The 26,884-nt window shown below is 58.1% G+C and carries 26 protein-coding genes; 10 read left to right on the top strand and 16 right to left on the bottom strand.

The genetic code is table 11. The annotated features are described in order from the left end of the window. Window positions 1–113 precede the first annotated feature (113 nt). From yidC to rpmH, 5 genes are all read right to left on the bottom strand, one after another. Entirely contained in the window at window positions 114–1,916 is a 1,803-nt protein-coding gene (yidC, locus tag HDF12_RS01830) for a membrane protein insertase YidC (RefSeq protein ID WP_179580782.1), read from the bottom strand. Window positions 1,917–1,979: 63 nt separating this feature from the next. Beyond that, entirely contained in the window at window positions 1,980–2,267 is a 288-nt protein-coding gene (gene yidD, locus HDF12_RS01825; RefSeq protein ID WP_179580780.1) for a membrane protein insertion efficiency factor YidD, read from the bottom strand. A gap of 7 nt (window positions 2,268–2,274) precedes the next feature. Next, entirely contained in the window at window positions 2,275–2,712 is a 438-nt protein-coding gene (rnpA, locus tag HDF12_RS01820; protein WP_179580778.1) for a ribonuclease P protein component, read from the bottom strand. Window positions 2,713–2,870: 158 nt separating this feature from the next. Further along, window positions 2,871–3,017 carry a hypothetical protein gene (locus HDF12_RS01815; RefSeq protein ID WP_179580776.1) on the bottom strand — a complete coding sequence of 49 codons (147 nt, stop codon included), beginning with the start codon at window positions 3,015–3,017 and terminating at the stop codon, window positions 2,871–2,873. A gap of 365 nt (window positions 3,018–3,382) precedes the next feature. Further along, window positions 3,383–3,538, bottom strand: coding sequence for a 50S ribosomal protein L34 (gene rpmH, locus HDF12_RS01810; protein ID WP_123490004.1), 156 nt, complete (start codon window positions 3,536–3,538; stop codon window positions 3,383–3,385). Between the two features lie 207 nt (window positions 3,539–3,745). Between rpmH and HDF12_RS01805 the strand changes: the two genes are divergently transcribed. Continuing rightward, window positions 3,746–4,096 (top strand): nuclear transport factor 2 family protein, encoded by a 351-nt coding sequence (locus HDF12_RS01805; RefSeq protein WP_179580774.1) that lies wholly within the window; start codon window positions 3,746–3,748, stop codon window positions 4,094–4,096. A gap of 725 nt (window positions 4,097–4,821) precedes the next feature. Continuing rightward, window positions 4,822–6,249, top strand: coding sequence for a chromosomal replication initiator protein DnaA (gene dnaA, locus HDF12_RS01800; protein ID WP_179580772.1), 1,428 nt, complete (start codon window positions 4,822–4,824; stop codon window positions 6,247–6,249). 377 nt (window positions 6,250–6,626) lie between these two features. Here the strand turns inward: dnaA and HDF12_RS01795 are convergent, their stop codons facing one another. Next, entirely contained in the window at window positions 6,627–7,229 is a 603-nt protein-coding gene (locus HDF12_RS01795) for a hypothetical protein (protein WP_179580770.1), read from the bottom strand. Between the two features lie 107 nt (window positions 7,230–7,336). Between HDF12_RS01795 and HDF12_RS01790 the strand changes: the two genes are divergently transcribed. Beyond that, window positions 7,337–8,995, top strand: coding sequence for a tetratricopeptide repeat protein (locus tag HDF12_RS01790; RefSeq protein ID WP_179580768.1), 1,659 nt, complete (start codon window positions 7,337–7,339; stop codon window positions 8,993–8,995). 26 nt (window positions 8,996–9,021) lie between these two features. On the opposite strand, the gene HDF12_RS01785 is transcribed toward HDF12_RS01790, so the two are convergent. Together HDF12_RS01785 and HDF12_RS01780 are read right to left on the bottom strand one after the other, a co-directional pair. Beyond that, window positions 9,022–9,588: a hypothetical protein gene (locus tag HDF12_RS01785; RefSeq protein WP_179580766.1), complete on the bottom strand. Its 567-nt coding sequence runs from the start codon at window positions 9,586–9,588 to the stop codon at window positions 9,022–9,024. Window positions 9,589–9,670: 82 nt separating this feature from the next. Further along, the gene (locus HDF12_RS01780) at window positions 9,671–10,360 is read right to left on the bottom strand and encodes an NAD(P)-dependent oxidoreductase (RefSeq protein WP_179580764.1); all 690 of its coding nucleotides are present in this window, start codon (window positions 10,358–10,360) and stop codon (window positions 9,671–9,673) included. 575 nt (window positions 10,361–10,935) lie between these two features. Between HDF12_RS01780 and dnaN the strand changes: the two genes are divergently transcribed. Beyond that, window positions 10,936–12,117 (top strand): DNA polymerase III subunit beta, encoded by a 1,182-nt coding sequence (gene dnaN / locus HDF12_RS01775; protein WP_179583232.1) that lies wholly within the window; start codon window positions 10,936–10,938, stop codon window positions 12,115–12,117. A gap of 220 nt (window positions 12,118–12,337) precedes the next feature. Continuing rightward, window positions 12,338–13,876 (top strand): protein adenylyltransferase SelO, encoded by a 1,539-nt coding sequence (locus HDF12_RS01770; protein ID WP_179580762.1) that lies wholly within the window; start codon window positions 12,338–12,340, stop codon window positions 13,874–13,876. A gap of 137 nt (window positions 13,877–14,013) precedes the next feature. Here the strand turns inward: HDF12_RS01770 and HDF12_RS01765 are convergent, their stop codons facing one another. Both HDF12_RS01765 and HDF12_RS01760 read right to left on the bottom strand, forming a co-directional pair. Beyond that, a complete protein-coding gene (locus HDF12_RS01765; protein ID WP_179580760.1) occupies window positions 14,014–14,964 on the bottom strand; it encodes an L-lactate dehydrogenase in 951 nt (316 codons plus the stop codon). A gap of 63 nt (window positions 14,965–15,027) precedes the next feature. Continuing rightward, window positions 15,028–17,511: an endonuclease MutS2 gene (locus tag HDF12_RS01760; RefSeq protein WP_373563830.1), complete on the bottom strand. Its 2,484-nt coding sequence runs from the start codon at window positions 17,509–17,511 to the stop codon at window positions 15,028–15,030. 94 nt (window positions 17,512–17,605) lie between these two features. Between HDF12_RS01760 and HDF12_RS01755 the strand changes: the two genes are divergently transcribed. Together HDF12_RS01755 and hemB are read left to right on the top strand one after the other, a co-directional pair. Further along, window positions 17,606–18,142 carry a zinc ribbon domain-containing protein gene (locus HDF12_RS01755; RefSeq protein WP_179580758.1) on the top strand — a complete coding sequence of 179 codons (537 nt, stop codon included), beginning with the start codon at window positions 17,606–17,608 and terminating at the stop codon, window positions 18,140–18,142. A 22-nt stretch (window positions 18,143–18,164) separates the two neighbouring features. Beyond that, on the top strand, window positions 18,165–19,154 hold the full coding sequence (hemB, locus tag HDF12_RS01750; protein WP_179580757.1) for a porphobilinogen synthase: 990 nt from the start codon (window positions 18,165–18,167) through the stop codon (window positions 19,152–19,154). 28 nt (window positions 19,155–19,182) lie between these two features. On the opposite strand, the gene HDF12_RS01745 is transcribed toward hemB, so the two are convergent. Then, window positions 19,183–20,103 carry a hypothetical protein gene (locus HDF12_RS01745; protein WP_179580755.1) on the bottom strand — a complete coding sequence of 307 codons (921 nt, stop codon included), beginning with the start codon at window positions 20,101–20,103 and terminating at the stop codon, window positions 19,183–19,185. Window positions 20,104–20,106: 3 nt separating this feature from the next. Then, entirely contained in the window at window positions 20,107–20,304 is a 198-nt protein-coding gene (locus HDF12_RS01740) for a hypothetical protein (RefSeq protein ID WP_179580753.1), read from the bottom strand. Window positions 20,305–20,542: 238 nt separating this feature from the next. Between HDF12_RS01740 and lpdA the strand changes: the two genes are divergently transcribed. The 3 genes from lpdA to HDF12_RS01725 all read left to right on the top strand — a co-directional run bounded on the left by lpdA (window position 20,543) and on the right by HDF12_RS01725 (window position 24,581). Beyond that, a complete protein-coding gene (gene lpdA / locus HDF12_RS01735; RefSeq protein ID WP_179580751.1) occupies window positions 20,543–21,961 on the top strand; it encodes a dihydrolipoyl dehydrogenase in 1,419 nt (472 codons plus the stop codon). A gap of 55 nt (window positions 21,962–22,016) precedes the next feature. Beyond that, on the top strand, window positions 22,017–22,802 hold the full coding sequence (gene lipB / locus HDF12_RS01730; RefSeq protein WP_373563903.1) for a lipoyl(octanoyl) transferase LipB: 786 nt from the start codon (window positions 22,017–22,019) through the stop codon (window positions 22,800–22,802). A 138-nt stretch (window positions 22,803–22,940) separates the two neighbouring features. After that, on the top strand, window positions 22,941–24,581 hold the full coding sequence (locus HDF12_RS01725) for a 2-oxo acid dehydrogenase subunit E2 (protein ID WP_179580748.1): 1,641 nt from the start codon (window positions 22,941–22,943) through the stop codon (window positions 24,579–24,581). 73 nt (window positions 24,582–24,654) lie between these two features. Here HDF12_RS01725 and purK read toward each other — a convergent pair whose 3' ends face one another. The 4 genes from purK to HDF12_RS01705 all read right to left on the bottom strand — a co-directional run bounded on the left by purK (window position 24,655) and on the right by HDF12_RS01705 (window position 26,880). After that, window positions 24,655–25,833: a 5-(carboxyamino)imidazole ribonucleotide synthase gene (purK, locus tag HDF12_RS01720; protein ID WP_179580746.1), complete on the bottom strand. Its 1,179-nt coding sequence runs from the start codon at window positions 25,831–25,833 to the stop codon at window positions 24,655–24,657. Further along, complete coding sequence (gene purE, locus HDF12_RS01715) at window positions 25,830–26,306, bottom strand: 5-(carboxyamino)imidazole ribonucleotide mutase (protein WP_433963364.1); 477 nt, start codon at window positions 26,304–26,306, stop codon at window positions 25,830–25,832. The genes purK and purE overlap by 4 nt, the downstream gene beginning before the upstream one ends. Before the next feature lie 87 nt (window positions 26,307–26,393). Further along, on the bottom strand, window positions 26,394–26,654 hold the full coding sequence (locus tag HDF12_RS01710; protein ID WP_179580742.1) for a hypothetical protein: 261 nt from the start codon (window positions 26,652–26,654) through the stop codon (window positions 26,394–26,396). A 10-nt stretch (window positions 26,655–26,664) separates the two neighbouring features. Further along, a complete protein-coding gene (locus tag HDF12_RS01705; RefSeq protein WP_179580740.1) occupies window positions 26,665–26,880 on the bottom strand; it encodes a hypothetical protein in 216 nt (71 codons plus the stop codon). Window positions 26,881–26,884: the final 4 nt, after the last annotated feature.

The following is a 26,884-nucleotide window of genomic DNA, read 5'->3' as shown; positions in this document are numbered from 1 at the left end:
CTTAAGACCGATTTCAAGGGAATGAAGTTTCAACCCCTGGTTATTTGATTCTCTCAAAGTATCGCTGCTTTGGGGTCGCGCTGCCGACGATGGCGCGTTTATCGCACCAAACCTCATCGCTTTCCCGAAATGGTCGTCGGCGTTCCTGCCTTGCGGCGGGCTCGTTTCGCGGCGATCTCGCGCATCTCACGGCCAAGGCTGGTGCGGTTCATCACAGATTGCTGCCCAATGCTGATCAGGTTGCCGATCGTCCAGTAGAGAGCCAGACCCGACGCGTAATTCCAGGTCATGTAACCCGACACCGCCGGCATCATGAACGCCATCATCTTCTGCTGCTGCGGATCGACGCCTGGCGAGGGTGTGTAAAACTGCACCAGGAACTGGCTCACGATCATCACGATCGGCAGGATGTGGTATGGGTCTGCGCTTGAAAGATCCGGCAGCCAGAACCAGTGCGCCTGGCGTAGTTCGACCACCTTCGGCAGCATGCTGAAGAAGGCGAAGAGCAGCGGCATCTGGATCAACGTCGGAATACAACCCCCGAACATGTTCACGCCGTTATCCTTCTGCAGCTTCATGATCTCGACGTTCATCTCATTGCGCTTCGGATCAGTCGCCTTGTACTTCTTGTAGCGCTCCTTGATCGCGTCCATCTGCGGCTGAATGCGCTGCATCTTCAGGCCGCTCTGCATCGTCTTCACGCGCAGCGGCAGAATCAGCAGGTTGATCAACACCGTCAACAGCACGATCGACCAGCCCCAGTTCGACGTAATGTGGGCGTGGATGAACTGCAGCGAGAGGAAGAGATACTTGCCGATGGGCCCGAAGAAGCCGAAGTCCAACAGCGGCTCGAGCGAAATTGTATTGCCGGTCGCGTGAATGCCGCGCAAAACGTTCACTGCCTTAGGGCCAACATACACGCGGGTCTGAGTGCGGCCACTCGTGTCACCGAGCGCCGCGCCAAGGACCGGCACCTCAATCGCACCCTTAGCTGGTGCGCCCGACCCAAGCCCCGTCCGTCGAATCGTCTTCGCTACGTCGAGTTGGTTATGCAACATCGCCACCGTCGCCGTGTCTGGCGAATCCGGCAGGAAGATCGCTGCAAAGTAGGTATCGCTGGTACCGGCCCAGTCGAACGGCCCATTGAGCGTCTCGCCGCCCGAGACCTTCTTCGCGGCCAGGTGCTGCTCCTTCGCGTTCTGTGCGTAGTCAAGTTGCGCCCCCGCGTAGGCGGATGCATTGTCCTGGTCGCCAAACCCACCCGGCCAGTTGATCAGCGCGCGAACCGGTGCGCCGTTGCGCGTCACCTCAACATCGGCGTGCAGAACATAGGTCTCGTCAAACGAGAACGTCTTGCGAACCGTCGTCGCCCCGTCCGAGTAGTTGAATGTCAAACTCGCAGGAGCTGCCAGCGCCCCGCTAGCCGACGGCACATACAGTGCCTTACTCAAGCTCGCCGTCAACGCAGCATCATAGGTATACAGCGACAGCGGATATCCAAACTGCTGCGCAGCCTGCGTGTGCACCAGGTTCAGCGGCTTGCCATCCGAGTCCTTATACTTCTTCAGAATCCAGCTCGACACCTGACCGCCGCGGTTGGTGAAGGTGATGCGGTAGAGCTCATTTTCGACCGTGGTGGTCGCCTCAGCAGGAGCCTGCACCGCCGGAACCCCGGAGGCTGCGGGAGCAGCTGCAGCTGAATTTGTCACCGCCGGAGGAGCCGGAGTCTGCGCGGGGGCTTGCGTTCCGCCCACAGCAGCGGTGCTCTGGCTAACGTTAGGTGAGGCCGTCTGCGGATTATTCTTCGAGCGGAAGTACTGCAGGCCAAAGAAGACGGTGACCAGGACGAGCATCATGACGAGGAGCGATTTATTGTCGCCGCCGCCCTGTTGATTGGGGTTTTTGAACTCTGCCAAAAGAGACTTCCTATTCTTTGCTAAAACGTAAGGCCGTCTCCTCAGACTTTGGAGACGCTACCTTTATGATAAATGGTCTGTGGAAATAGGTGCGGCCACGGTAACCTTCGAGCGTTGCAGAGGCACGGGGTCCAGCCCGCCCTTAGCGAAGGGGTGGCACCTGCCGACGCGCCGAAGCGCCAGCCACGACCCCTTCACGACACCGAAGCGAACCAGCGCAACGTAGGCATACTCCGAACACGTCGGAAGGTACAGACACTGGCTCGGACTGAAGGCATGGAGCACGGGCGACACGATCGCTTTGTAGAGGCCGTAGGCCACGCGGACGCCGACACTGGGCTGAGAGTCCATCACGCTTTCACCGCGACCTGGAAGACATCGGCTGGACCGCGCCCTCTCTGGGCTGCCGTTCAGCCGCCTTCTGAATAGCGCGAAAGACGCTTGCCACCTCGCGCTTCAGGGTCGGATAGTCGAGATCGATGACGCTGCGGCGCGGGTGCAGCACCACATCGACCGGTGTATTCAGTGTTGCAAGATTCTTGCGAACGGCCTCGCGCATCCGGCGCTTGATGCGGTTACGGTCAACCGCCTTTCCCATCACCTTCCCCACCGTCAGCCCCACACGCGGACTCGACGCATCGGCGTCCCGCAATGGAGTTCCATCGGCCCCAAGCTGAGGGCGAAGCGTAAAGAAGTAGCTCATCTGTTTCGCGAACTGTTTGCGGCTGGCCTTATACACGCGCTGGTAGTCGGCGTGTTTCCGCAGGCGAAAGATCGAATTTGGATTCGCGGTCATTGGCGTACAAGCAGACGGCTCGCTGTCTCCATCCTACAAGCTTCCCTTCTTTCCAGCGCCCTCAGCCGCCTCACCCTCTTCACGCAAAGAAGCCCGCCGGCCCGGCGAGCTTCTCGAGGGACGATCACCCTCTGCGTTCCTGCAAAAACAACCGCTACCTATTTCTTAGGGGTGGAGCTGCTGTCTCCACTCTTCACGTTTGTCTCTTGACCCGGTTTCTTCGTCGCCGTGTTGCCCTGGTTGCTTCCCTGCGACGGGTTGTTCCCTTGATTTCCCTGGTTTGGCTGATTCATGTTCTGTGCCATGACAATTCTCTCCTTTGTCGGCCGTCGACCACTATCTCAACGTTGCCGACACCCATTAAGAGACCTGCCGCGGCCGGATGGTTGCCCCAAAACAGATGCTTTACGTGCTGGTAGATGTTGGTTTAGCCGATGCAATCCCGCCGCAGACGGAAACTCATTTCGAATCTGAATGATGGACCTCGAAACCCAGAGCGGTGGCTATCAAAAGGCAAACACCATCGAACGAGAGCGATAGCTCTCCCCGATGGTCTTTGCAAACCACATATACTTTTTTCAGATTTTCTATTGCTTACGAGTTCCTGAGGAACCTGTATATCAAGCGCCCATCAAGACGCTGATCGGCTAACTGGCTCTAAGCAAAAAGACTAGTCGCGGAACCCGGCGCTGACGGCGATCTTGTGACGCCCCTTGGCACGGCGGCGGCTGAGGACAGCGGCACCAGCCTTGGTCTTCATGCGGGAAAGAAAACCGTGGGTCTTGGCGCGGTGGCGGCGGTTGGGTTGAAAAGTACGCTTCGGCATGACAAAAAACTCCTGCGCAGGGTAGAACACCTGCTCAAACTTTTAGGCTGTTGCAACAATCTCTGAGTATACCCGATCGGACGGGATTTTCACAGCCGTAATGCTGCGTCCTTTGGCCACACGCTTCAGATAAGGTTAGTTGCCCGAAAACCAAGCTCATTGGCTCTCAGTGGCGCGTCTGAGATCATATGCGAGCGAGGAGCAGTCATGTCACGAGAACAGAAAGTCGCTGTGGTCGAAGCCTATTTGGATTGCTTTGCAACAAAGGACTTGTCCAAAGTGTCCTTTGCCGAAGACGTAACATTTGAAGGGCCGCGCATGCCAAAATTGACGGGTCGTGCAACCATACTCGGATTCCTTACGCAAATTCTCCCCGTGGTCAGGGGTATTCAGTTAAAGCAGCACATTGTCGAGGGAGATTACGTTGCAACCGTCTTCGACATGGAGACTGTTAATGGAGTGGATCACGTTTTTGACCGAATTCACATCGTAGATGGACAGATTAAGGCGATACATGCGTTCTACTACCCTGAGCAACCGCCTGAGGGACAAACCTAGTCGGCGGACTCTGCTGTCAAAGCCCAGTCCATCGAAATCTGGAAACGCGCCGAGCGTTCCATAAAGGGTCCTTTGTGCCAGTGACGAACTTATTTTCAGCGAAGACTCTTGATCGGATCAGCCATCGAACTCCTTCGCAGCGACGACGGAATGCAATGGGGAGACGAAAGTTTCGAAATGAGACGACTCAACAAACTATCCTGTAAAAGAAAATCACTGCCACCAAAGGCGCGCACATGCACCGCAAAACAGACACACCGGATATCCTGATAGTGATATCAACCCACCATACAAAGAGACCGGATCGCGAATCTCTTAACACAAGAAACTTCGCAGTAGTAGAGAAGAAACATCTGGTCGCAACGTATTTTCTCCCTGCTACAGACGCTTGATTTCAGTTCTTCACTGGTAATGGTGCAACTTCCTTTTTTTGATGCGAAGGTCTGAAAAACGCCATCTTTTCCGTGCTACTATCGAACCCGATTCGCAACACGTTTTTCTGCAAGCCCAGCCGTCCCGCACTCTGTTTTACGTTGACTACTCCTCTCCGCGGCCAGTGTTGCAACGGGTGCTCAGCGGAGAGAATTCTGGCAACACAGGGGCCGTCTTCACCTGTCCTCAGGGGCAGGGATGGACCTCTATTTGCTGCTTATCGTGTGAACCGCACGACTGAAAGAAGTGCCACGTCTGGTTTGGAACAGGAAACAAGACAAGGAAACTAAAGAATGTCATTCGTTCCGACGGCTACCGCCGTATTGAATTATTGGGTTCGTATTCTGGCTGCGCTTGAGAAGAAGATCAACCGCCAGTCTTACGAGACTTGGCTCAAGCCGACACGGTTCTCACATCTTGAGGGCAAAAAGCTCTTCGTGCGAATTCCCTCCACGGACTTTCAGCACATCGGCGATCGCTACGCCGACCTCATCCAGGAAGCTATTGACAACCTCGGACTGGACGTCGAGTCGGTCGCGTTCACCACACCCGAGCAGGACCCGCGCGCGCCCAAGGTCCGGGAAGACGGCGGTTTTGCGCCTGTGCCGAGCCACAGCCAGAACGCACCCAAGCAGCGCCTCGGCGGATCGACGAACTCAGTATCGGGGCCGACGCCCGAGCAGGCGCGATTTGACTGGAGCGCAGCCTCGCAGCTCAACCCGCGTTACCAGTTCGACGCCTTCGTCATCGGAAGCGGCAATCAGTTTGCATCGGCAGCGGCTCAGGCCGTGGCAGAACGGCCTTCGAAGGCCTACAACCCGCTCTTCCTCTACGGCGGCGTCGGTATGGGCAAGACCCATCTGATGCACGCGATCGGCCACGACGTTAAGCGCCGGCAGCCGCACGCCTCTATCAGCTACGTCAGCGGCGAAAAGTTCACCAACGAGATGATCAACTCGGTCCGCTACGACAAGATGACCGGATTCCGGGACAAGTTCCGCAACGTCGACGTCTTGTTGATCGACGACATCCAGTTCCTCGCCGGCAAGGAGCGTACCCAGGAGGAGTTCTTCCATACCTTCAACACGCTGCACGAGAGCATGAAGCAGATTGTCATTGCCAGCGACCGGCCTCCGAAAGAACTCGCCGACTTTGAAGATCGCCTGCGGTCACGTTTTGAGTGGGGCCTGATCGCCGACATTCAACCGCCCGATCTCGAAACCAAAGTCGCGATCCTGCAGAAGAAAGCCGAAAGCGAACAGACCCAGCTCCCCACTGATGTCGCGATGTTTATCGCCTCGAACGTGCGGACCAACGTGCGTGAGCTTGAGGGCGCGCTGGTGCGGCTGATCGCCTGGTGCAGCATGCATGGCGTCGAGATCACGCTTGCCGTAACGCAGCAGTGCCTGAAGCAGTTCATCGATACGCAGGTCCGCAAGATTACGATTGAGACGATTCAGCGCACTGTGGCTGAGCAGTTCGGCATGCGGGTCGCGGAGTTGAAGCAGAAGAACAACTCCCGCCAGATCGTCGTGCCGCGTCAGATCGCGATGTTTCTGGCCAAGCAGTTGACCGAGGCTTCCCTGCCCGAGATCGGGCGGCAGTTTGGCGGTAAGCACCACACGACCGTGATGCATTCGATCTCGAAGATCGACGAACAGCGCCGGGCTGACAAGGACCTGAACCGCACCATCAACAAGCTGATGGAGACGCTGAGCTAAACCCCTGTCATGCCGGACGGGCCCGCTACGCGCGGAGCGGTCACTTCGTGACGCGTGTACCGGTCTCGGCAGGATATGCAGCGTAGGTCCTCTCGCTGGTCGGCACGATCTTCCCTCCGAGCAACGCGAGGACCAGGCGAAGCGGTATACAAGTCACGAAGTGACCGCCTCCCGCGCAGGGAGCCCGTCCGGCAGGACAGTGCCCGAAAAAAATAGTTCAAAAACGTGGCGCACTTTTAGCAGCCCAAAAACACGCTGCTAACCCACCACGTTTACCACGCAAAACACCACGTCTTCACCACCAAAACACCACAACAAAAACACCCTGTTTCCCAAAAACCCCAATTAAAACGCCTTCCACCAGAGCCAGAAAAAATCTACTTCGGAAGGTACTTTGCAGGGATCGGGTTGGCAGGAGACTCAGAATCCCAGAAGATGTTGACCACCCAGTAGCGGTCTCCATCCTTCAACAACTGAAAGCTATTGATCCCTCGAGTAAAAGGAGCGGGATCATCAGCGCTGTGCCGAGACTCATAAGTGCTCCATACCTGAACGATATTGCCGAACTGCTCGATCTCATTGTGAATAGAGCGCTCAAAGAATCCATTAGTAGTCATCCGCCCCTGACTGCGAGAGATATAGCCGTCAATCGTCAGAACAACCGCGTCACTACGCCCACTAGCAGCTGACGTCGTTGCAGGAATAAGGCGCGCATCAGGAATAAAGAGCGAGCGCATACGGTCCCAGTCACGCGCCTGGCCCTTGGGGCCAGAGATCACGCTGTAGACAGCATTGAGAATCGCTTCGGGTGATTTCACGTCGTCGGGTTTGGCCTGCGGCCAGTCGGTTCTCGTTGCGATGGAACCGATCAACGTAGGAGGAGTTGATGGCTGCGCCGAGGCCGCAGAGGTCTGCGCATGCGCGAGAGTTGCGAGAGATAAGGACAGCAGGGTAGCGACGATTCGGTTCGCTGGCTTCACGGGAACTCCTTGAGTGACAGACCTACTTTACTAAGGTCACAGAGGTTCTGGTTAATCACGAATGAGGCTGTTGCGGAGTTGGAGGATCAAGGCATAGCCTTGGGAGCATGCGAAAGACCTTTCTTTTCCTTGGAGCTTTGTGCGCGGCGATGTGCGCGTATGCCCAATCAATGCCGGCGGAGCACCACCATCATCACGATGATGCGGATCGGACGCTGGGACGGGTTTCGTTTCCGACGTCGTGTGCGGCGCGGTCGCAGGGGCCGATGGAGCATGGAGTGGCTTTGCTGCACTCGTTTGGATACACCCAGGCGGAGATGCAGTTTCGTGCGATCGCGAAGGACGACCCAGGATGCGCGATGGCGCACTGGGGTGTGGCTATGACGAAGTACCAGGAGCTTTGGGGAGAACCAGAGTCCGCAGCGCTGAAGACCGGCGAGGAGGAGATGGCCGAGGCTCGGAGGCCGGCTGCGCCTCCTGCAGTGGTGACGACGCGCGAGCAGGCCTATATCGGGGCTTTGAGCGCGTTCTTCGATCCTAAAGATGCGACGTTTCAACAGAGGGCAGATGCATATGAAACGAAGATGAATGCGCTCCACGCAGCTTATCCCGACGATGTGGAAGGGGCGGCGTTCGACGCATTGGCGATCCTCGCCGCGGAGTCACCGATAGATACCTCGTTGAGTCATGAGCATGAAGCGCTGGCGATTCTGATCCCTTTGTTCGAGGCGCATCCAGACCATCCAGGGCTCGCGCACTACATCATTCATACGTGCGATACTCCGGCGCTGGCGCCTGAAGGTCTGAAGGCGGCACGTGAATACGCGAAGATTGCGCCGGCGTCGGCCCATGCGCTGCATATGCCGGGGCACATCTTTGCGCGGCTGGGAATGTGGCAGGAGGATATCGATTCAAATGTGGCTTCGGTGAAGGCGTCGGAGAAGGCAGAGGCCGCGGGCCAACCGGGGGCCGCGCATCAGATGCATGCGAAGGAGTTCCTGATCTATGCGTACCTGCAGGTGGGACAGGATCAGAAAGCTAAAGAGCTGACCTACGACATGCGGTCGGTCGGCAACCGGATGGAGGCCATGCCGGGCATGGACGACATGAAGCATGGCGGGAATCGCTTGGACAACGAGGTGCGAGCGGTATACGGCATTGAGATGCATGACTGGAAGACTCTGGCTGCCGAGGCCCCGGCACCGGGTTCGAAGGAGTATCTGAAGTTCGATACGTACTGGGGCCATGGCGTAGCGGCGGGACACCTGAAGGATGCGAAGCTCGCCGCCTCGGCGCTGACGGAGTTTGATAAGGGAGTTGAGGCGCTGAAGAAATCTCCCTACGCGTCGCGCATCAGCTCGATGGAGGTGGAGAGGAACGAGATGGTGGGGTGGCAGGCGTTCGCGGAGAACAAGCCTGAGAACGCTGTGACGGCGATGCGTAAGGCTGCCGACCAGCAGGATAAGCTGGGGCAGGGCGAGGTGGATATTCCAGCGCGGGAGATGCTGGGTGATCTTCTGATGATGGAAAAGAGACCGGGTGAGGCGCTGGTGGAGTACAAGATGGCCCTGAATCTTAGCCCGAACCGGCTGAACGGGCTGCTGAGCGCCGGGATGGCTGCGGAGAAGGACAAGAAGCCGGAGGAGGCGCGTGCGTTCTACACGGCGGCGGCTCGGCAGACGGACTTTGGCAAGACCAGCCAGAGGACGGATGTGGCGCATGCGGTAAAGATGGCTGGGGCAGCCGAGACTGCGATGAACAACTAGTAGTGCACCCTTGAGAGTCGCGACACTCAGGGCGTCGAGGGCGGCTCGGCGCGGGTGAAGGTGTAAGCGTCGCGGAATTTGAAGTCTTCGCCGGGGCGGCGGGTCTCCTTGCGATAGGTGTAGAGGTTGCGGCGCAGGGTGAGTGTGATTCGGACGTCTACAGGCCTGTCGTTCTCTTTGCCAGGACCGGTGAGGATGAGGGTGCCACGGCCAAGTTTGGAGAAGTCCTCGAGCCCCTGAAGAGTGTAGATGTCAGTGGATTTATCGCGATCGGAGGTGAAGGTGATCTTTGCAGCGATTGGGTCCAGGGTGACGGTTGTGAATTCGCGAACGGTCTTCGATGGACCGTCGTCGTAGATGTAGTTGAACTGAAGGGCCCTTTGGTCGGCGGTTTCGGTGATGGTCAACCAGGTTGGGAGGAAGACCTGGGCGTTGCTCTGGAAGTCGCGATACTCCAACTGGCCTGTCCACTTGCCTAAGAAGTTGGCGTTTAGATCTTTTGCTGGCGTCTGAGTAGGAGCCGGGGTGGGAAGACAGAAGAGAGCGATGGCGAGGAGCGACGCAGCGAGTTTCGTCGGGAGCTTTAGGATCATTGAGGTTTTCTTTCTGTTGCGATCTGCGATGCGGGGGTGAGTGAGGTACGGGAACACCGCTGGGAAGTTCCCCTCTTTTCTTTCACCAGGTGATGTAGACGCCTTTGCGAATCCATTGAGGGCTGCCGATCTGCTGCATCATGAAGTCGGCTACGTCCTCCCGAGAGATGCGGCTGCCGTTTGGGGGCAAGGCGTCGCCGTCTATGCGATAGGCGCCGCGGCCGGGCGTGTTGGTGAGCATGGGAGGCATCACCATGGTCCAGTCGAGGCTGCTGTGGGAGAGATTGTTCCATTGTGAGATCTGCGACGCCACGGGCCACTTGAGGAGGGTGTTGTAGACGATGTTCTGGACGATCCAGCGACGCCAGGCGGGCTGCTTGTCGAGCGAGGTGGAGAGTGCGCCGGCGGACCCAAGAACGATGATGCGGCGGACAGGCTTGGCCTGAGTTTCGGTGTCCTGCATCGCGGCGATGATCTGCGGGATGGCGCGCTCGAGGACGTCTTCCTTCTTGAGGGAGTTTGCGCCAAGCGCTGACAGGACTATGTCGGCGCCCGCGATGGTTTGACGCACGGGGGAAGGGTCGAAGGCGCTGCCTCGGACGATCTTGAAGTTCAGGGGCTCCCGAGCGCCTGGAGACGCAGGACGTGTGAAGAGCAAATGGGGAGGCGGGGTGGACCGGAACAGCGCTGTGACCTCGTAGCCGGCGTGGATGCAGCGCTGTGTGAGGAGTTTTCCGGTGGCACCACTGGCTCCGAAGAGAGCGATCTTCATGCTGGCTCCTTTGGGTTCGGGACTGATTATCCTCTGGCATGAGACGCAGGTGTGAAAAAAGTGGTTGGGGTAAATGCATGATTCTGTTTTATTTGGTGAATATTCCCACGGTTGGGGATGAGTCTTCTCGCAAGTTGAAAGGTATGGCTGTGAGGAAGTGGGATAAGAGGGCGGTTGATGAGACGAACGGAGCTAGTCTTCCTGAACGTGCGCTTTGGGCCAGCCGGTTTTCTAAAACAGGACACTGGCATAAACACCTATTTATGAGATCGATGGGATAGATATCCACTTTTCAAGCGAGAACGGTTACTGCTACTAGTATTTGTCTCTTTTTCTCTTGTTTCTTAGAAGCAGTAATCGCCGTTGATGGAAAGTTGTGGCAGGTTTCGGCATCGCACACAACAACCGTGGTTTCCACAAAGAAATCTGTCGCGCTGGAGGGCGGTTCACCCCTAGAATCAAGCAGACGTTGAGCGGCTGAGATGCATCGCGAGTTCGATTCGGTGTACAGTTTGGCCAGCACCAACTACGAAGACGGAGACAAAACTGTGACTAGTGCGACCCAGGAGCCCGAGATGACTTTGCCGACCGAGACGAGCGCAGCGCCAGCCCCAACCGGCAACCTCGAGATCACCGTCTCCCGCGCCGAGTTGCTGCGAGAGTTGACCGCTGCCCAGAGCGTGGTCGAGCGGAAGACAACGATTCCGATCCTGTCGAACTTTTTGTTCGAAGCGACGCAGAGCGAGGGCGGCGATCGGTTGACCATTACCGCGACGGATCTCGATCAAAGTCTCCGGACAAGCTGCGCGGCCAAGGTGAAGAAGGCGGGTGCCTGCACGATTCCCGCCCGTAAACTGTACGACTACATCAAGCTGCTGCCTGAGGGCGAGATCTCGATCAAGCTGATGGACAACCACTGGGTGCAGATCCGGGCCGGCCGGTCGAATACGAAGATGGTCGGGATGGCGCGGGCGAACTTTCCACAGGTGCCGGAGTTTCCGGCTAGCGGCGCGGTGAAGATCTCGGTTCCTTCGCTGAAGAACATGGTTTCGAAGACTATCTTCGCGATCTCAAACGAAGAGTCTCGCTACACTTTGAATGGGGCGCTGCTGGTTCTGAAGGCAGAGAGCATGGCCATGGTTGCGACCGACGGGCATCGGCTGGCGCATATCGAGAAGCTGGGGGAGACGTTGGATGGCGTGTCGGGCGAGAAGAAGACGCTGATTCCGCGCAAGGCGCTGAGTGAACTCTCCTCTCTGCTAGGCTCGACCGAAGCTGAGACGCTAGAGTTTGGCGATGACGATCAGACCCTGTTCTTCCGGGTTGGTGGGCGTGTGCTGACCAGCCGCAAGCTGACCGGGCAGTTTCCGAACTATGAGGCGGTGCTGCCGCGCGATAACAACAAGTTTGTGATCGTCCGGTGTGAAGATCTGATGGGTTCTATTCAGCGTGTGGCGCAGTTTGCGGATGAGCGAAGCGGCGCGATCAAGATTCGGCTGGAGCAGAATGAGCTGAAGCTTTCGTCGTCGAGCACAGATGCGGGTGAGTCGGAAGATACGATTGAGACGCCCTATAACTACGATCCGCTGGTGGTGGGGTTTAACAGCCAGTATCTTATCGATTTTTTGAAGGCTATTGGCAACACGGGCGAGGTACGTCTGGAGTTCAAGGATGCACAGAGCGCGGGGCAGATGCGGCCCGAAGATGCGAATGAGGATGTGAAATACAGATACATCCTAATGCCCATGAGAATCTGACTTTGAGCGAGTTTGAAGATTGTAAAAATAACCCATAAACTGGCCATTTGGCCAGTTTATGGGTTATTTTCATGCTGTTTTAAATAGCTTGGACCTGCCACCACATCTCATTCGAAAGCGACTCGGCGGAAGCTATGCAACGTCTTAGTCAGCATGGGGGGCTTGACCGAGAAACCTTTTTGAAGGGAAACAACAAGCGACAGCCAACGTAAAATGGGTTATGAGTTCAACCGATGCGGCCGAACCGCCCGTAAAAGGCGGTTCCGACCGCCAACCCTTTCGCTTCAACTTTGAAAACACCTACGCTCGGTTGCCTGAAGGCTTCTACTCGCGATTGGATCCTACCCCTGTTCGTGCTCCGCGCCTGGTCAAGGTAAATGTGGAGTTGGCCGTGAAGCTTGGGCTGGATCCTGACGCTCTGACAAGCCCTGAAGGTGTCGAGATATTTGCTGGCAACCGCGTGGCTGAAGGATCTGAACCTCTGGCGATAGTCTATGCCGGACATCAGTTCGGACATTTTGTGCCTCAGCTGGGTGACGGCCGCGCCAATCTGCTGGGAGAAGTGGTGGGGCGTGACGGCATACGCTACGACATCCAACTCAAGGGCTCGGGGCCTACACCCTACTCCCGGCGCGGCGACGGCAGAGCCGCTCTGGGTCCGGTCTTGCGTGAGTTCATTCTGAGCGAGGCCATGGCGGCGCTGAACGTGCCGACCACCCGGGCACTTGCTGCGGTGACGACGGGCGAACAGGTGATGCGCGAAGAGGTCATGCCTGGTGCCGTGCTGACGCGAGTGGCGGCGAGCCACCTTCGTGTGGGCACCTTCCAGTACTTCGCTGCACGGGGTGATACGGAAGGGACACGAATTCTGGCGGATTATGCGATCGCGCGACACTATCCTGAGGCTGCAGAGACGAAACAGCCTTACCGGGCGTTGCTGAATGGAGTGGTTAGTCGACAAGCACAACTGGTCGCACAATGGATGCTCCTCGGTTTCATCCATGGCGTTATGAACACCGATAACACTTCTATCTCGGGTGAAACCATCGACTACGGACCCTGCGCTTTTATGGAGGCGTACGATCCGGCCATGGTGTTCAGCTCGATCGATCACCAGGGACGCTATGCCTATGGCAACCAGCCCCCTGCAGCACACTGGAACCTGACACGCCTGGCTGAGACCTTGCTGCCCATTCTGGAGCAGGAGACGGGAAGCGAGGCGAACGCGCTGGTTTCGGCTAAGGAAGCGCTTGCCGGCTTCATAACGCAGTACGAGGCGGCTAGCGTCGCTGGTCTGCGCCGTAAGCTGGGCCTGTTTACAGAGAGTGATGGAGATGCGGCGCTGGCACAGGATCTGCTGGACCGCATGGCCGCCAACCGCGCAGACTTCACCCTTACTTTTCGACGACTTTGCGATGTCGTGGACGGATCGGAAAGCGAGGAAGGAGCGCGCTTGTTGTTCGATGAACCAACAAGCTATGACAAGTGGGCTACTGGATGGCGTCAGCGCATGGAAGTGGAGCCTATACCCGCATCGACCCGCGCTGCGGCCATGCGAATCGCAAGTCCGGCATTTATGCCGCGCAATCACCTGGTGGAGGCAACGCTGAATGCCGCGGTGGAGCGGCAAGACTTCCAGCCATTTGAGGAACTGCTGGACGTAGTGTCACGGCCATACGAGAACAGGCCAGATCTGAAAAAGTATGCCACGCCCGCACGCCCTGAGGAGCGCGTCAGTCAGACCTTCTGCGGAACATAAGCGACGGATAGCGATCGCCTCAGCTTACGGGCCTTGGCGGAGAACGCCGCGGCGTGCCCACCTTTGTTTTCAGCGTGTTCAAGAGCGTCGGCGATTTTCCTCCGCGTTGGTACAGATCGATGCCAAAGAGGTGTAGTTCATAGCGGCGATTCGTTTTTCTGGAGTTGTGCGTATGCATGTTTTAGCACCGCGGCTGATGCTTCGAGAGACTTTTGTTCGACTTCATTGAGGCGTAATTCGAGGACAGTCTCGACACCGCAGTTGCCTACTATGCAAGGCGTGCTTAGTGAGACTTCTTTAAGGCCGTACTGGCCGGTCATCATAGTTGAGACTATGAGAACAGAACGCTCGTCTCGGAGGATAGCCTCGCAAATACGAGTGACACAGGCGGCGATAGCAAAGCAGGTGTTGCCTTTGAGTGCGGCGACCTCCGGGCCAGCGTGGCGAACACTGATCAGAAGTTCTTCCTGAGATGGCAGCGTGTCGACGCCAGGATATTGAGCGAGGGGGATGCCAGCGACCTGAGCCGCGCTCCACACCGCGACCGAAGAATCTCCATGTTCGCCGATTACGGCGGCGTGGACTGAGCGTGCATCGACGTTAAGCTTCTCACCGAGAATGTGGCGGAGACGCTCTGTGTCTAAAAGCGTTCCGGTGCCTATGACCTGGCTAACGGGCAATCCCGATTCTGTTTGAGCAATGTAAGTGAGGACATCCAGAGGGTTCGTGGCGATAATAAGTACGCCGTCGAATCCCTCTGCCATGAGCTTGGCGATGCAGCTACGAACGATAATGGCGTTGCCTGCCAGCATGTCGAGTCGTGAACCGCTGAACTTTCCTGGCGTGCCTACGGTGATGATCGCAATGGCGCTTGCGGCTGCGTCCTTGTAGGTGCCAGCGAAGATCTTCACGGGGGTGCCGAGCGGGACGGCTTGCTGTAGGTCGAGAGCTTCCCCGTGTACAAGGTTTTCGGTGTCACCAATTAGGACGATCTCGCGTGCGAGGTGGTTTTGAAGCAGGGCATAGGCGCAGCTGGTTCCTACGTGGCCGCAACCGATGACGGTGATGCGCGTGCGGTGAGAGGGCATGGGCTTCCTTTGCAATGAGCGTGGGTGATCGGGCCCGATTGTGCGCAGTTTATCGCATGCCGGTTATTGGCGCAGTTCGACTTCGGTGGCACCCTGTCCGCCTTGATTCTGCGGCGGCTCGGTGACGGTCGTGACGTGAGGATGATTGCGGAGGTATTCACGCAGGGTTCGGCGCAGGATGCCCATGCCGGTGCCGTGCACAATACGAATGCGCGGCAGGCCGGCGAGGAAGGCGCGGTCGAGGAAGCGTTCCACCTCTGTCTGAGCTTCGTCTGCGGTGCGGCCGATGACGTTGATCTCGGAGGTCATGTAGTCGGTGTCGTTGTTGGCTGTGGCAACGGTGATGCCTCCGCGTTTTCGCGCGGCTTCGAGCGGCGTGACTACCTTTACAGACTCGACCTCCGCTATGTCGTCTATGGCGGCACGCATCTTCATCGGCCCCATCGACACTTCGAAGTTTTTTGTGTCGATGACCCGGTCTACTCTTGCCTGACGGCCGAGCGACTTGAGTTTTACGAGATCACCGACCTTGATGCCCTTGGGGATGTGGGGTTGGGCGGCTGGGTCGTTCTTATCCGCGCGCGTTGTGTGGGCCACGACGGTGGAGTTGAACTGCTCGGAGAACTCGCGACGGAGTGTGGCCATGCGGCGGTCGGAGTCGCGAGCGATCTTTTGGGCAAGAGCCTTGTCGTCAATGGCTTTTACGGTTTCGCGGAGTTGGTAGGCGAAGTCTTCGAGGAGAGAGCTGAGTTTGGCTTCGAGCTCTTTAGTGCGGGTCTTTTGTTCAACCCGGCCTTCGACTTCGACCCGAGCCTTTTCGCGGGACAGCTCGCGTTCGCGAAGCTGCAAGGTTTCGCGCTCGGCAGCAGCTGCGGTGAGCTGGTTGTGGAGTTGGTCGAGAAAGGCGCCGATGTCAGCGGTCTGCGTGGTCATCTGGGCGCGGGCTGCGGTGATGATTTCGGGGGCAAGGCCTAGTCGTGCTGCGATGTTAAGACCCGCAGAGGCTCCCGGCACACCGAGGCGCAACTCGTAGGTAGGGGTGAGGGTCTGCTGATCGAAGCCGACGGCTGCGTTGAGGACGCCCGGGTGATTGGCAGCGTAGACCTTCAGGGAGGTGAGGTGAGTCGTGATGCAACACCATGCATTGAGCTTGAGAAAGTGAGTGGCGATGGCGACTGCGAGCGCGGCACCTTCTTCGGGATCTGTAGCCGAGCCCAGTTCGTCGAGCAGGACAAGCGAATCTGAGGTCGCTTCCCGCGAGATCCGATCGAGATTGACGACGTGGGCGGAGAAGCTGGAGAGATTGCGCTCGATGGATTGGGCGTCGCCTATGTCAGCGTAGATGCTTTTGAAAAGTGGAAGATTCGCCTCTTCGGCGGGAACAGGGATGCCTGCCTGGGCCATCAGTGCGAGAAGGCCGAGGGTCTTGAGAGAGACGGTTTTTCCTCCGGTGTTGGGGCCGCTAATAATAAGCTGTTTGGCTTCGGCAGGAAGAATGATGGTGAGCGGAACTGGCGCGGTGGGTTCGATGCCTTCGACCACGGCGTCAGCGCGCATGCGCAGCTCCAGCAAAGGATGGCGAGCGGCCGTAAGCGCTAGCTCCTGCGTGAAGTTTGGGCGGGAGCAGTTGAGGGTCTCGGCGAAACGAGCGCGAGCATGGTGCGATTCGACCTCCGCAAGAATGCACGCGCCGAGATGAATCGCTGCGGAGTTTTGACCGAGAGCGTGCGTCATCGCGACGAGAATGCGGTGTATCTCCGATTGCTCTTCATCAAGGAGCCGGACAAGCTCGTTGTTCTGCTCGATGGTCTCGAGTGGCTCGACGAACACGGTCTGTCCGGAGGAGGACGAACCGTGAACGACGCCAGGGACTTTGCGCTTAAATTCGGATTTTACCGGGATGACGAAGCGGTCGCCGCGGATGGTAATGAGATCTTCCTGCGTGCTGCCGCCTTCGCTAAGGGTTTGCAGGGATCTGCGGAGGCTTGCTTCGATGGCGCGGTACTGGCGCTCCATCGCGCGTCGGATGCGATTGAGTTCGGGGGAGGCGTCGTCGTTGAGGCTGCCGTCGGGTTCGATCTTGCCGCGCAGGACGCGAAGGAGTGGCGCGAGGTCGTAGGCGAGCAAAGGCGCGGAGAATGCGGCGATTCCTGGCCACTCATAGCGGGTCCCATTTGGGGGAGGGTCGATGAGGTTGCGCCACGCTGCGACGCGTTCCACGACGGCGAGGAGATCACGAATCTCGGTGGACTCGAGGGCAGCGCCTTCGATACGGGCTTTGTCGAGAAGAGTGGTGGGATCGAAGAGTCCGCGGAAATCGAAGCTGCCGCCACGAGTGAGCATAGCGCGCAGCTCGGCGGTGCGTTGCTGCTGCTGGTCGATCCAGGCGAGGTCGGCGCAGGGCTCGAGTGCGAGAATCCAAGCGCGACCAAGGGGGGAGAAGGTACGACCGGCGATGTACTCGCGGAGGCGTGGCCACTCCAAGGCAGCAGCGCTCGCTTCGCGTAGAGGGGAGGGGATGATCGGCAGTAGCTCTGGTGAATTCACTCTCTTTATCGTACCCTCGCAGGGAACTGCTGATCGAACCTATGCGTAGCAACGAGAGCGCAGGGCCGGCGCCTTGAGAGGTTGGAGGTGTGAGATGGTCTGTCAGGCATGTGGATCTCCCGTCGTCGATGGTGTTCATTTTTGTGCGAAATGCGGGGCGCAGGTCGCTGCTGCTCAACCGATGTATGCTGCTTATCCGCAGCCACCGATGCCTATAGCGGTTCCCCGGGTACAGCGGAATCTGCAGACGCTTGGAGTGCTTTGGTGTGTTTTTGGAGCGTACCGGATTATCGGCGGGTTGATGGGAATGTTTTTTCTGCGGGCATTTGCGTTCCGCAACTTCGGCGGGTTCGACTGGCCGTTCAACAACCATAGTGGCCTCGAACACTCCTGGATGACAGCGTTGTTTCCCCTGATCGCAGCTTATACGGTGGTTATGGCTGCGTTGGCAGTCCTGGTAGGGTATAGCCTTTTGACGCGGCGGCCCTGGGGGAGGACGTTCGCCATCGTCGTCGGAATCTTGACTTTGTTGAAGCCGCTATTTGGAACCGCGCTGGGGATCTATACCTTGTGGGTGCTGGCCCCAGGGGCTTCTGGTCTGGAGTACGATGCGATCGCGGATCGAACCTGAAGGTCGGACGTAAACTGGAATCATGAACTTTCCTGCTACACGGCTACGGCGTTTGCGCAGAACCGAGGCGATGCGGTCTCTGGTTCGCGAGACTCATCTGCATCCTGGCGCGCTGATCTACCCACTATTTATCTGTCCTGGCGAAGGAATACGCAAAGAGATCAGCTCGATGCCCGGGGTCTTCAACTTGTCGATCGATGAAGCGATGAAGGAAGCCCAGGCCTGCGCTTCGCTGGGGCTTGGCGGGTTGCTGCTGTTCGGTCTGCCGTCCGAAAAAGACGAAGAGGCCACCGGGGCATGGGCTGAAGACGGCATCGTTCAGCAGGCGCTCCGATCGATGAAGAAGAATGGGGCGCTTGATTCCCTGGTGACAATCGCTGACGTTTGTTTGTGTGAGTACACCTCGCATGGCCACTGCGGCGTCGTGGCGCGGGATGGGGATCACTACGAGATTCAGAATGACTCGAGTGTCGCGCTGATCGCGAAGACAGCAGCTTCGCTGGCCAAGGCAGGCGCGGATATTGTCGCACCTTCAGACATGATGGATGGTCGCGTAGAGGCAATTCGAGATGCTCTCGATGCGGGCGGCCACGAACAGACTCCAGTGATGAGTTATGCGTCGAAGTTCGCCTCGGCGTTCTATGGGCCGTTCCGTGAGGCGGCTGATTCTGCTCCGCAGTTCGGGGACCGTCGCAGTTACCAGATGGACGGTGCGAATCTGCGAGAGGCTATGCGCGAGATCGACCAGGATATCGCGGAGGGTGCGGATATGTTGCTGATGAAGCCCGCGATGCCGTATCTCGATGTGATTCGCGAGGCGCGGGAACGATACGATCTGCCGATGGGCGCCTACCAGGTGTCTGGTGAGTACTCGATGCTGCACGCCGCATTTCAGCGCGGATGGCTGGAGCCGGAGCGGACGATGATGGAGTCGTTGCTTTCGATTCGGCGGGCTGGTGCTGACTTTATCGTGACGTATTTCGCGAAGGATGCAGCGAAGGTGCTCGCGTAGCGACCGATTTCGTCAGGCTGAGCAGTGGCTAAGGCGAGTTAATGGGATCTTCGAAGCTGTCGGGAGGAAGTTGAGTGATGATCGCCTCCTCACCGAAACGGGCGCGTAGCTGGGCCAGTGTTGTGTCTTGCTGCATGGGTGGAGCGTAGCGAATGTTGTAGTTCGCGATGGTACTCGCTACTAAGTAGAGCTTAGCCCCTGGAATCACGCGCCAATAGCTCTCGCGGGTCTTCTGCACCCCGTGCGCTCGATCGCGCTCCAACTCTGCCTGCTGATAGCGTGCGGCACGTTCGAGGAAGATGCCCTCCAGCTTTCCATCCTGATCTAGAAACCAGTCGACTAGTTTTCCACGATAGAGAATGCCCGCGGCGAGAGCATCGATCTCGACGTCGAAGTCCTGCTGATTGCGCGGCAGGGAACGTGTGGTGAAGAGCAGCTCCCACTCCGAGACATACGTGAGAAGAAAGTCATCGCAGAAGCGCTTCAACAGCCGGTGCATGCGCTGGTTGGTGCTGTAGTCGCCGTAGCGTGAGACGATCAGGCCTGACGCCCATCCCTCCAGCGCGCAAAAGAGCCACAGCAAAGAGAGGAAGCGGCCCTGCTCAAGAAACGCACGCAGATAAGAATCGGCCAGATGGGCTCTCGCGGTGAGAGGATTCGGCGGGGTAAGTTCGGGGCCAGGAAGAAGTGAACGAAAGACGATGCGATAGGCCTCGGCCTTGGAAGGTCCGATCGATAGATTCGGCAGGTTGCCCAACGGTGTGTGCACTAGCAGGATCCACGAGAGAACAAAGGGCACGATCGTAACGAGCAACGAGAAGACGACCTCTTCGGTGCGGGTGCGCTGGTATCTTCTTGCCGGAATGTAAGCAGAGAAGAAGAGCCGGTAGATGACCCCCGGCGCTAGCAGGTAGCCGATCAGCAGAAATCCCGCGACCAGCGCACTCATAGTCTAGGCGGGCTTGCGGACGATGCGGAAGCGGTGGCCTCGGTCGTCAGTGAAGAGGGCTACCCCGGTTTCAGCCAGATCGCGCCGTACAGCGTCAATCCTCTCGGTGAGGGTGGTCTCCGGGGAAGGAGGCGAATCGGCATCCTCCTCTAAAACGCTGTTGCGAAGTGCGCTCGTCAGCCGGGCTACATTGCTAACCATCGAAACGTTTCTCCCTGATTGATTATCTAGCCTGTGTCAAGGAGTTTCGCCGAAACTTCGCCTCGCGACACTCCTTCGTTACCTATCGATCGACGTGATACAGGATGCATCATCGTCTTTTCCGATGCGCCTCAACTTCTCTTCGCGAGAATCAGTGTCCTTGGCGTGCTGTCGATGGCTCAACGCTTGAGGGTAAAATTGAAACTGTTTGAGTTCCGACATCCTACGGAGTGTTCCCTTGGCAGATACGATTTTCGACTTAGTAGTGCTTGGCGGTGGACCCGCCGGATACACCTGCGCAATCCGCGCGTCGCAATATGGCCTGAAGGCAGCGCTGATAGACGCGAATGACCGGCTGGGCGGCACGTGCCTGCTCTGGGGTTGCATTCCCACCAAGTCGATGCTCTTCTCCGCCGAACTCTGGGATCACCTGAAACATGCCGACCGATATGGCATCGAAGTGACGCCGCCCAAGCTGAACTGGAAGGGTGTATTAGCGCGCAAAGACGACGTGATCTCGCGTCACGTCAAGGGTCTCGACTTCCTAATGAAGAAAAACAAGATCAATGCCATCAAAGGCTACGGTCGTTTGACTGGTCCCGCGAAGGACGGCGTCCACACCATCGAGGTGAAGACGGCTGATGGCAAAACTGACACCATAAAAGCCAAGAAAGTTGTGTTGGCGACCGGCTCTGACGCTCGGATGCTCCCCGGCTACGAAGCGGACACGACCATCTTGACGAACTACGAGATATTGAAGATCGACGAAGCCCCCAAGTCGCTGGTGGTCGTGGGATCCGGCGCAGTCGGGGTCGAGTTTGCCTCGATCTTTAGGAGCTTCGGGGCCGAGGTGACCATCCTCGAAGCGCTGCCCCGCATGGTGCCCGCAGAGGATGAGGACGTCGGCAAGGAGTTGCTGCGCCTGTTCAAAAAGCGTGGCATCGATGTCCACCTGTCGGCGAAGGTCGACAAGTTCGAAAAGAATAAAGATGGCGTGCTGGTCCACTTCACGAAGTCTGATGGAACGGGCGAGACCAAACAGGCCGAGAAGGTGCTGGTCGCGGTTGGCCGGGCTCCGCGCACCTATGATGTAGGTCTCGACAAGGTGAAGATCACTCCGGATCGTGGCTTTATTGTCACCAATGAGTGGATGGAAACGACCGAACCTGGCATCTACGCAATCGGGGATATTGTCGCTGGCCTGCCTCAGTTGGCCCACGTCGGCAGTATGGCGGGACTCGTCGTTGCGGCCCGAATCGCTGGCAAATTCGCCAAGCCGGTAAACCGCACCCGCATTCCGGGCTGCACCTACTGCGATCCTCAGATTGCGAGCGTCGGCCTTACAGAGGCCCAGGCTAAGGAGAAAGGCTTCCAGGTCAAGGTCGGCAAGTTTCCGTTCGTCGGCAACTCCAAGGCTACGATCCTCGATGCGCACGATGGCTTCGTCAAGGTCGTCTCGGATGCGAAGCACGGCGAAATTCTCGGCGTCCACATCATCGGCACTACCGCGACAGAGATCATCGCCGAAGCCGTCACTGCAATCGAGCTCGAGGCCACGATTGAAGAGATGATGTTCACCATCCACGCGCATCCGACGGTGGCTGAGGCCCTCCTTGACGGCTTCTCGAGCGTTGAAGGTATGGCCGTCAACGTCTAGCCCGAATCATTGTTGAGACAGCAGCCGGGCGATCTGGCTTGCTGCTGTTTTTGCAATCGTCGACGTTACGAAGCAGCTCATGTACATCAATCTTCTCAATCTCGGCCGCGTCCCGTACAGCGCAGCGCTCGCTATTCAGCAACAGGTCATCGCGGCGCGAAAGCAGAATCTGATAGGCGACACGCTTCTGATAGTGGAGCACCCTCCCGTATTGACGCTTGGCAGGAACGCACATCGCTCCAACATTCTTGCCAGCAACGAAGAACTGGCTCAGCGCGGAATCGAGCTGTATGAAATCAACCGCGGCGGCGACGTCACATATCACGGCCCGGGCCAGCTGGTCGGGTACCCCATCATCGATCTGCGCGGCGACCTGCCAGGGAAAAAAGGACCTCATCTCGGCCCGGTCGACTACGTTCGTCTGCTCGAAGAGACATTAATCCGCACCTGCGGCGACTTCGGCGTCATGACGCAGCGTATCTGCAAGCTCACAGGCGTTTGGACGATGGCCGGTGGCAGCATCCGCGAGAAGAAAATTGCGGCGATAGGCGTCCATGTCTCTCAAGGCGTGACGTCCCACGGCTTTGCGCTGAACGTGACCACGGATCTAAGAGATTTTGACTGGATCATCCCTTGCGGCATCACCGATCGGCAAGTAACAAGCCTCGAAGTGGAGGCTGATCACGACCGCCAGCCAACGATGGAGGCGGCGTTTAACTCGACAGCCCGGAACTTCGGCCGGGTTTTCGAGCGCCAGATGCTCTGGTGCGAATCAGTTGACCAGTTGCTCGCGGCACCCATAAAAACCGATAAATCCGTTGCTGCCGCCGATGTTCGCTAACCGCACCGCGCGGCCAACAATCACCTCGCCGCCGTATAATCCCATTTGCGTACGCCCGACAGCGGACCGGGCAGACACAAGGCGGTTCGCCGCTCGTACCTCTAGGCCGCACCTGAAATCAGGGGAGAAGAGATATTCATGCCGACTGACGTAGTTATGCCCCAGATGGGCGAATCCATCACCGAAGGCACCATCACAAAATGGCTTAAGAAACCGGGCGACGCCATTCAGCGGGACGAACCCCTCTTTGAGATCTCCACGGACAAGGTCGATGCGGAGATCCCTTCGCCCGCCGCCGGAACTCTGAAGGAGATCAAAATCTCAGAAGGCACGACGGTCCAGATCAACACTGTCGTCTGCAGCATCGATGAAGCCGGCTCGTCATCGACACCCGCCGCGTCTCCGGCAAAGACTGAAACGGCGGCTAATCCCAAAGCCGACACCGTCACACCCGCTGCGGCCGACGCACCACCCGCGGTTCAGGGGAATCCGCCTGCTGCCTCGAATGGCGCCGCAGGTCCTGGAACCGAAGTTCTAATGCCTCAGATGGGCGAGTCCATCACAGAGGGAACGATTACCAAGTGGCTCAAGAAAGTGGGCGACACAGTCCAGCGCGACGAACCAATTTTCGAGATTTCGACCGACAAGGTTGATGCCGAGATCCCGTCGCCCGTGGCCGGTACACTCTCCGAGATCAAGGTTCAGGAGGGTGCCACCGTTACAATCAACACGGTGGTCGCGGTCATCGGTGGCGCGGCCGGAAAGGCAGCCGCTCCGACTGCATCGGCGCCTGGATCCGCGACAACCACGGCTGCTCCTACGCCCGCCGCACCTTCCGCTTCTGCAGCAGCCGGCGAGCGCGTCCGTTCTTCCCCGCTGGTCCGCAAGATAGCAAAAGACAACAACGTCGATCTCTCGCAGGTTCCTGGCACAGGAGCCTCGGGCCGCATCACGAAGACCGACATCGTCAGCCATCTGGAGCAGGGTCCAAAGCCTGTTGCTGCTGCTTCTGTCGCTCCGGCGGCCTCCGTGTCGGCCTCGGCAGCCGCAAAACCGGCCGCTCCCCAGCCGCAGCCCGGCGAGCTTGTTCCTATGACCAAGATGCGCTCCATCATTGCGCAGCGCATGGTCGAGTCCAAGCGCACCAGCCCGCATGTACACACTGTGTTCAAGGTGGATATGACGCGCATCGTCAAACTCCGCGAGAAGGAGAAGTCAAAGTACGAGCAGCGCAACGGCGTCAAGCTGACATACATGCCCTTCATTACCCGAGCGGCGATCGTCGCGTTGCGTAAGCACCCCATCGTCAACGGCTCAATTGAAGGCGAAGCGATCCGCTACAACAAGAACATCAATATCGGCATCGCCGTCGCCCTCGACTGGGGCCTCATCGTCCCTGTTCTGAAGCAGACTGAAGAGAAAAACTTCCTGGGTATTGCTCGCGGCATCGTTGACGTAGCCGATCGCGCCCGCAACAAGAAGCTCGCTCCCGATGAGATCTCCGGCGGCACCTTCACGCTCACCAACTCCGGCATCTTCGGCGAGCAGTTCGGTACTCCCATCATCAACCAGCCACAGAGCGCGATCCTCGGCATCGGCGGCCTCAATAAGGAAGCCGAAGTCATCACTGATAAGGACGGCAACGAGTCCATCGCGATCCGTTCCATCCAGCGCTTCACCCTTGGCTTCGATCACCGCATCGTCGATGGTGCAGATGCCGGCAAATTCATGTCCGACTTCAAGGCATACCTCGAGAACTGGTCCGAAGACATCGGCTAACCGAAACCAGCTTCAAACAAGAACCGCGCGGCAGACTTGACTTAGTCGGCCGCGCTTCTTGTTTTAGTTTTCGTCACAGCAGAGCCTTCGCCCGCAACACCAGCTCAACCGCCTCGTCTGCCGTTGCACCAACCGCCGAAAGATGACCCATCTTCCGTCCTTTACGCGGCTTATGTTTTTCGTACAAATGCAACCTAACCCCGGGTACTCCAAGTGCCGCATCAAACCTGGGTTCGGCAGCCTGTCCATCCTTCAGCCATAGGTCGCCGAGCAGATTCGCAATGGCAGCCGGTTGCACAACATCAACGTCACCTAACGGCAGATCACAAACCGCCCGCACCAACTGCTCAAACTGCCCCGTCACACAAGCCCGCACACTCGCGTGGTAGCTGTTGTGGGGCCGCGGAGCAAGCTCGTTCACCAACAGCTTCCCGTCGGTCGTGCAAAACATCTCCACGGCCAACACTCCCTCCAGTTGAAATGTATCCGCAATAGCCTCCGCGATTTCCCGAGCCTGCTCTTCCATCTCCGAAGACAGCGGAGCGGGAATCACGCTCCAGGCCAGAATCTGCTCTTCATGGTGATTCAGCGCAGCTGGATAGACCTTCACCTCTCCGTTAGGCGCACGCGCAACCAACACAGAGATCTCTTTCGCCAGCTCAACCGCTTTCTCAGCCACGCCGGCCCTCTCACCCAAAGCCTCCCACGCACCTCTCACCTCATCTTCGAGAGACGCACCGGCAGTAAATCCAACCTTACCCTGACCCCGTCCGTCGTACCCGCCAGTAGCGCTCTTACAGAAGCACCTGGCTCCAAGCGCGGCCACAGCATTCCGCAAATCGTCCAGCGACCGAACCGCACGATACTCTCCCACGGGGAATCCATTTCGCCGCAGCCAGTCTTTTTGCTCGATCCTGTCCTGAATCACCGCGAGCATCGCACCGCCCGGCCGCACCGGCGCATAGCTCGCAGCGGCTTCCATGCTCCTCGGCGAAATCTGCTCAATCTCCAGCGTTACCACGTCACAGCCGCGCGCAAGGTTCGCTGCCTCCCGCGAATCATCCCACCCCGCCTCGATGCATCCATCCACCACGAACCGGGCTGGGCAGGCCGGATCGGGATCAAGCACGAGGATGCGATATCCCATCCCACGAGCCGCCATCGCCGTCATACGGCCGAGCTGCCCACCGCCAAAGATCCCAATCGTTGCCCCCGGTAGGATCGGTTTCGCACTCGAAGAACCAGAGCTCACGCGCCAACCTCATCTTCCCCGACTACCTGCGCAAGAACCTCATCCCGCCGCGCCGCACGCCAGGCCACCAGTTTCTTCCGCAACGCCGCATCGGTAGTAGCCAGCATCGCCACAGCTAACAGTCCGGCATTCGTAGCTCCAGCCGCTCCAATCGCCAGCGTTCCTACCGGAATTCCCTTCGGCATCTGCACAATGCTCAACAGTGAATCCATCCCTTGCAAAGCTGTCGCCGGAATCGGCACGCCAAGCACTGGCACCACCGTCTTTGCGGCAATCATCCCAGGTAGATGCGCCGCGCCACCAGCACCCGCGATGATCACCCGCAGTCGTCGTTCAACGGCGGAATCTGCATAATCAAATAGAAGATCCGGCGTCCGATGAGCCGACACCACCCGCACCTCGTGCGCAACGCCAAACTCCTTCAGCACCTCCACGGCGCCTCGCATTACCGCATAATCATTGCGGCTTCCCATCACAACTCCAACCAAAACAGTGCCCAGCGGCTCGGCGTCCATGGCCCGATTATACGGTTTCCAGTGCACGCCGTGCCCCGAGCAGTACTACGAACGCTTCGCCCAGATACTCGCGTTCAGACACATCACCACACCGTCAATCGTCATACTCAGTCCCTGCGTAAACTTGTCTGAGTCGGCGATATGCTTCATCGTCACAGCATCGGTAATGTTGATCGCAGCCCCTACGATCTCTACCGCCGCTTCCTTCTTCTGCTCCCCGGTCTTCGCCCCAAACAAAGCCTCAGTCCCTTGAACTACGCCTGGAAGCAAGGCGATCGATCGCAAAAATAACTTCAGAAAATTCATAACCTCTCCCCTATCGCCTCAAGTAGTCAATCGCCATATGGAACATGGCCAATACGGCTCCACCTGCACCCAGCAGCCCCTTAATACGCTGCACGCTGCGTTCATGCTGATCAACCCTGTCCTCCAGCTGAGTCAGTCTCCCCGGCTGTCCTATCCCCAGCAAATGTTCCATCTGGTTCTTCAGCACACTCAAATCCGCTAAAACCTGCCCTTCGAACTCCGTCATCTTC

This window comes from Tunturiibacter gelidiferens (assembly GCF_013410115.1).
Classification (GTDB): Bacteria; Acidobacteriota; Terriglobia; order Terriglobales; family Acidobacteriaceae; genus Edaphobacter; species Edaphobacter gelidiferens.
This window is presented reverse-complemented; position numbering and strand designations above follow the sequence as displayed.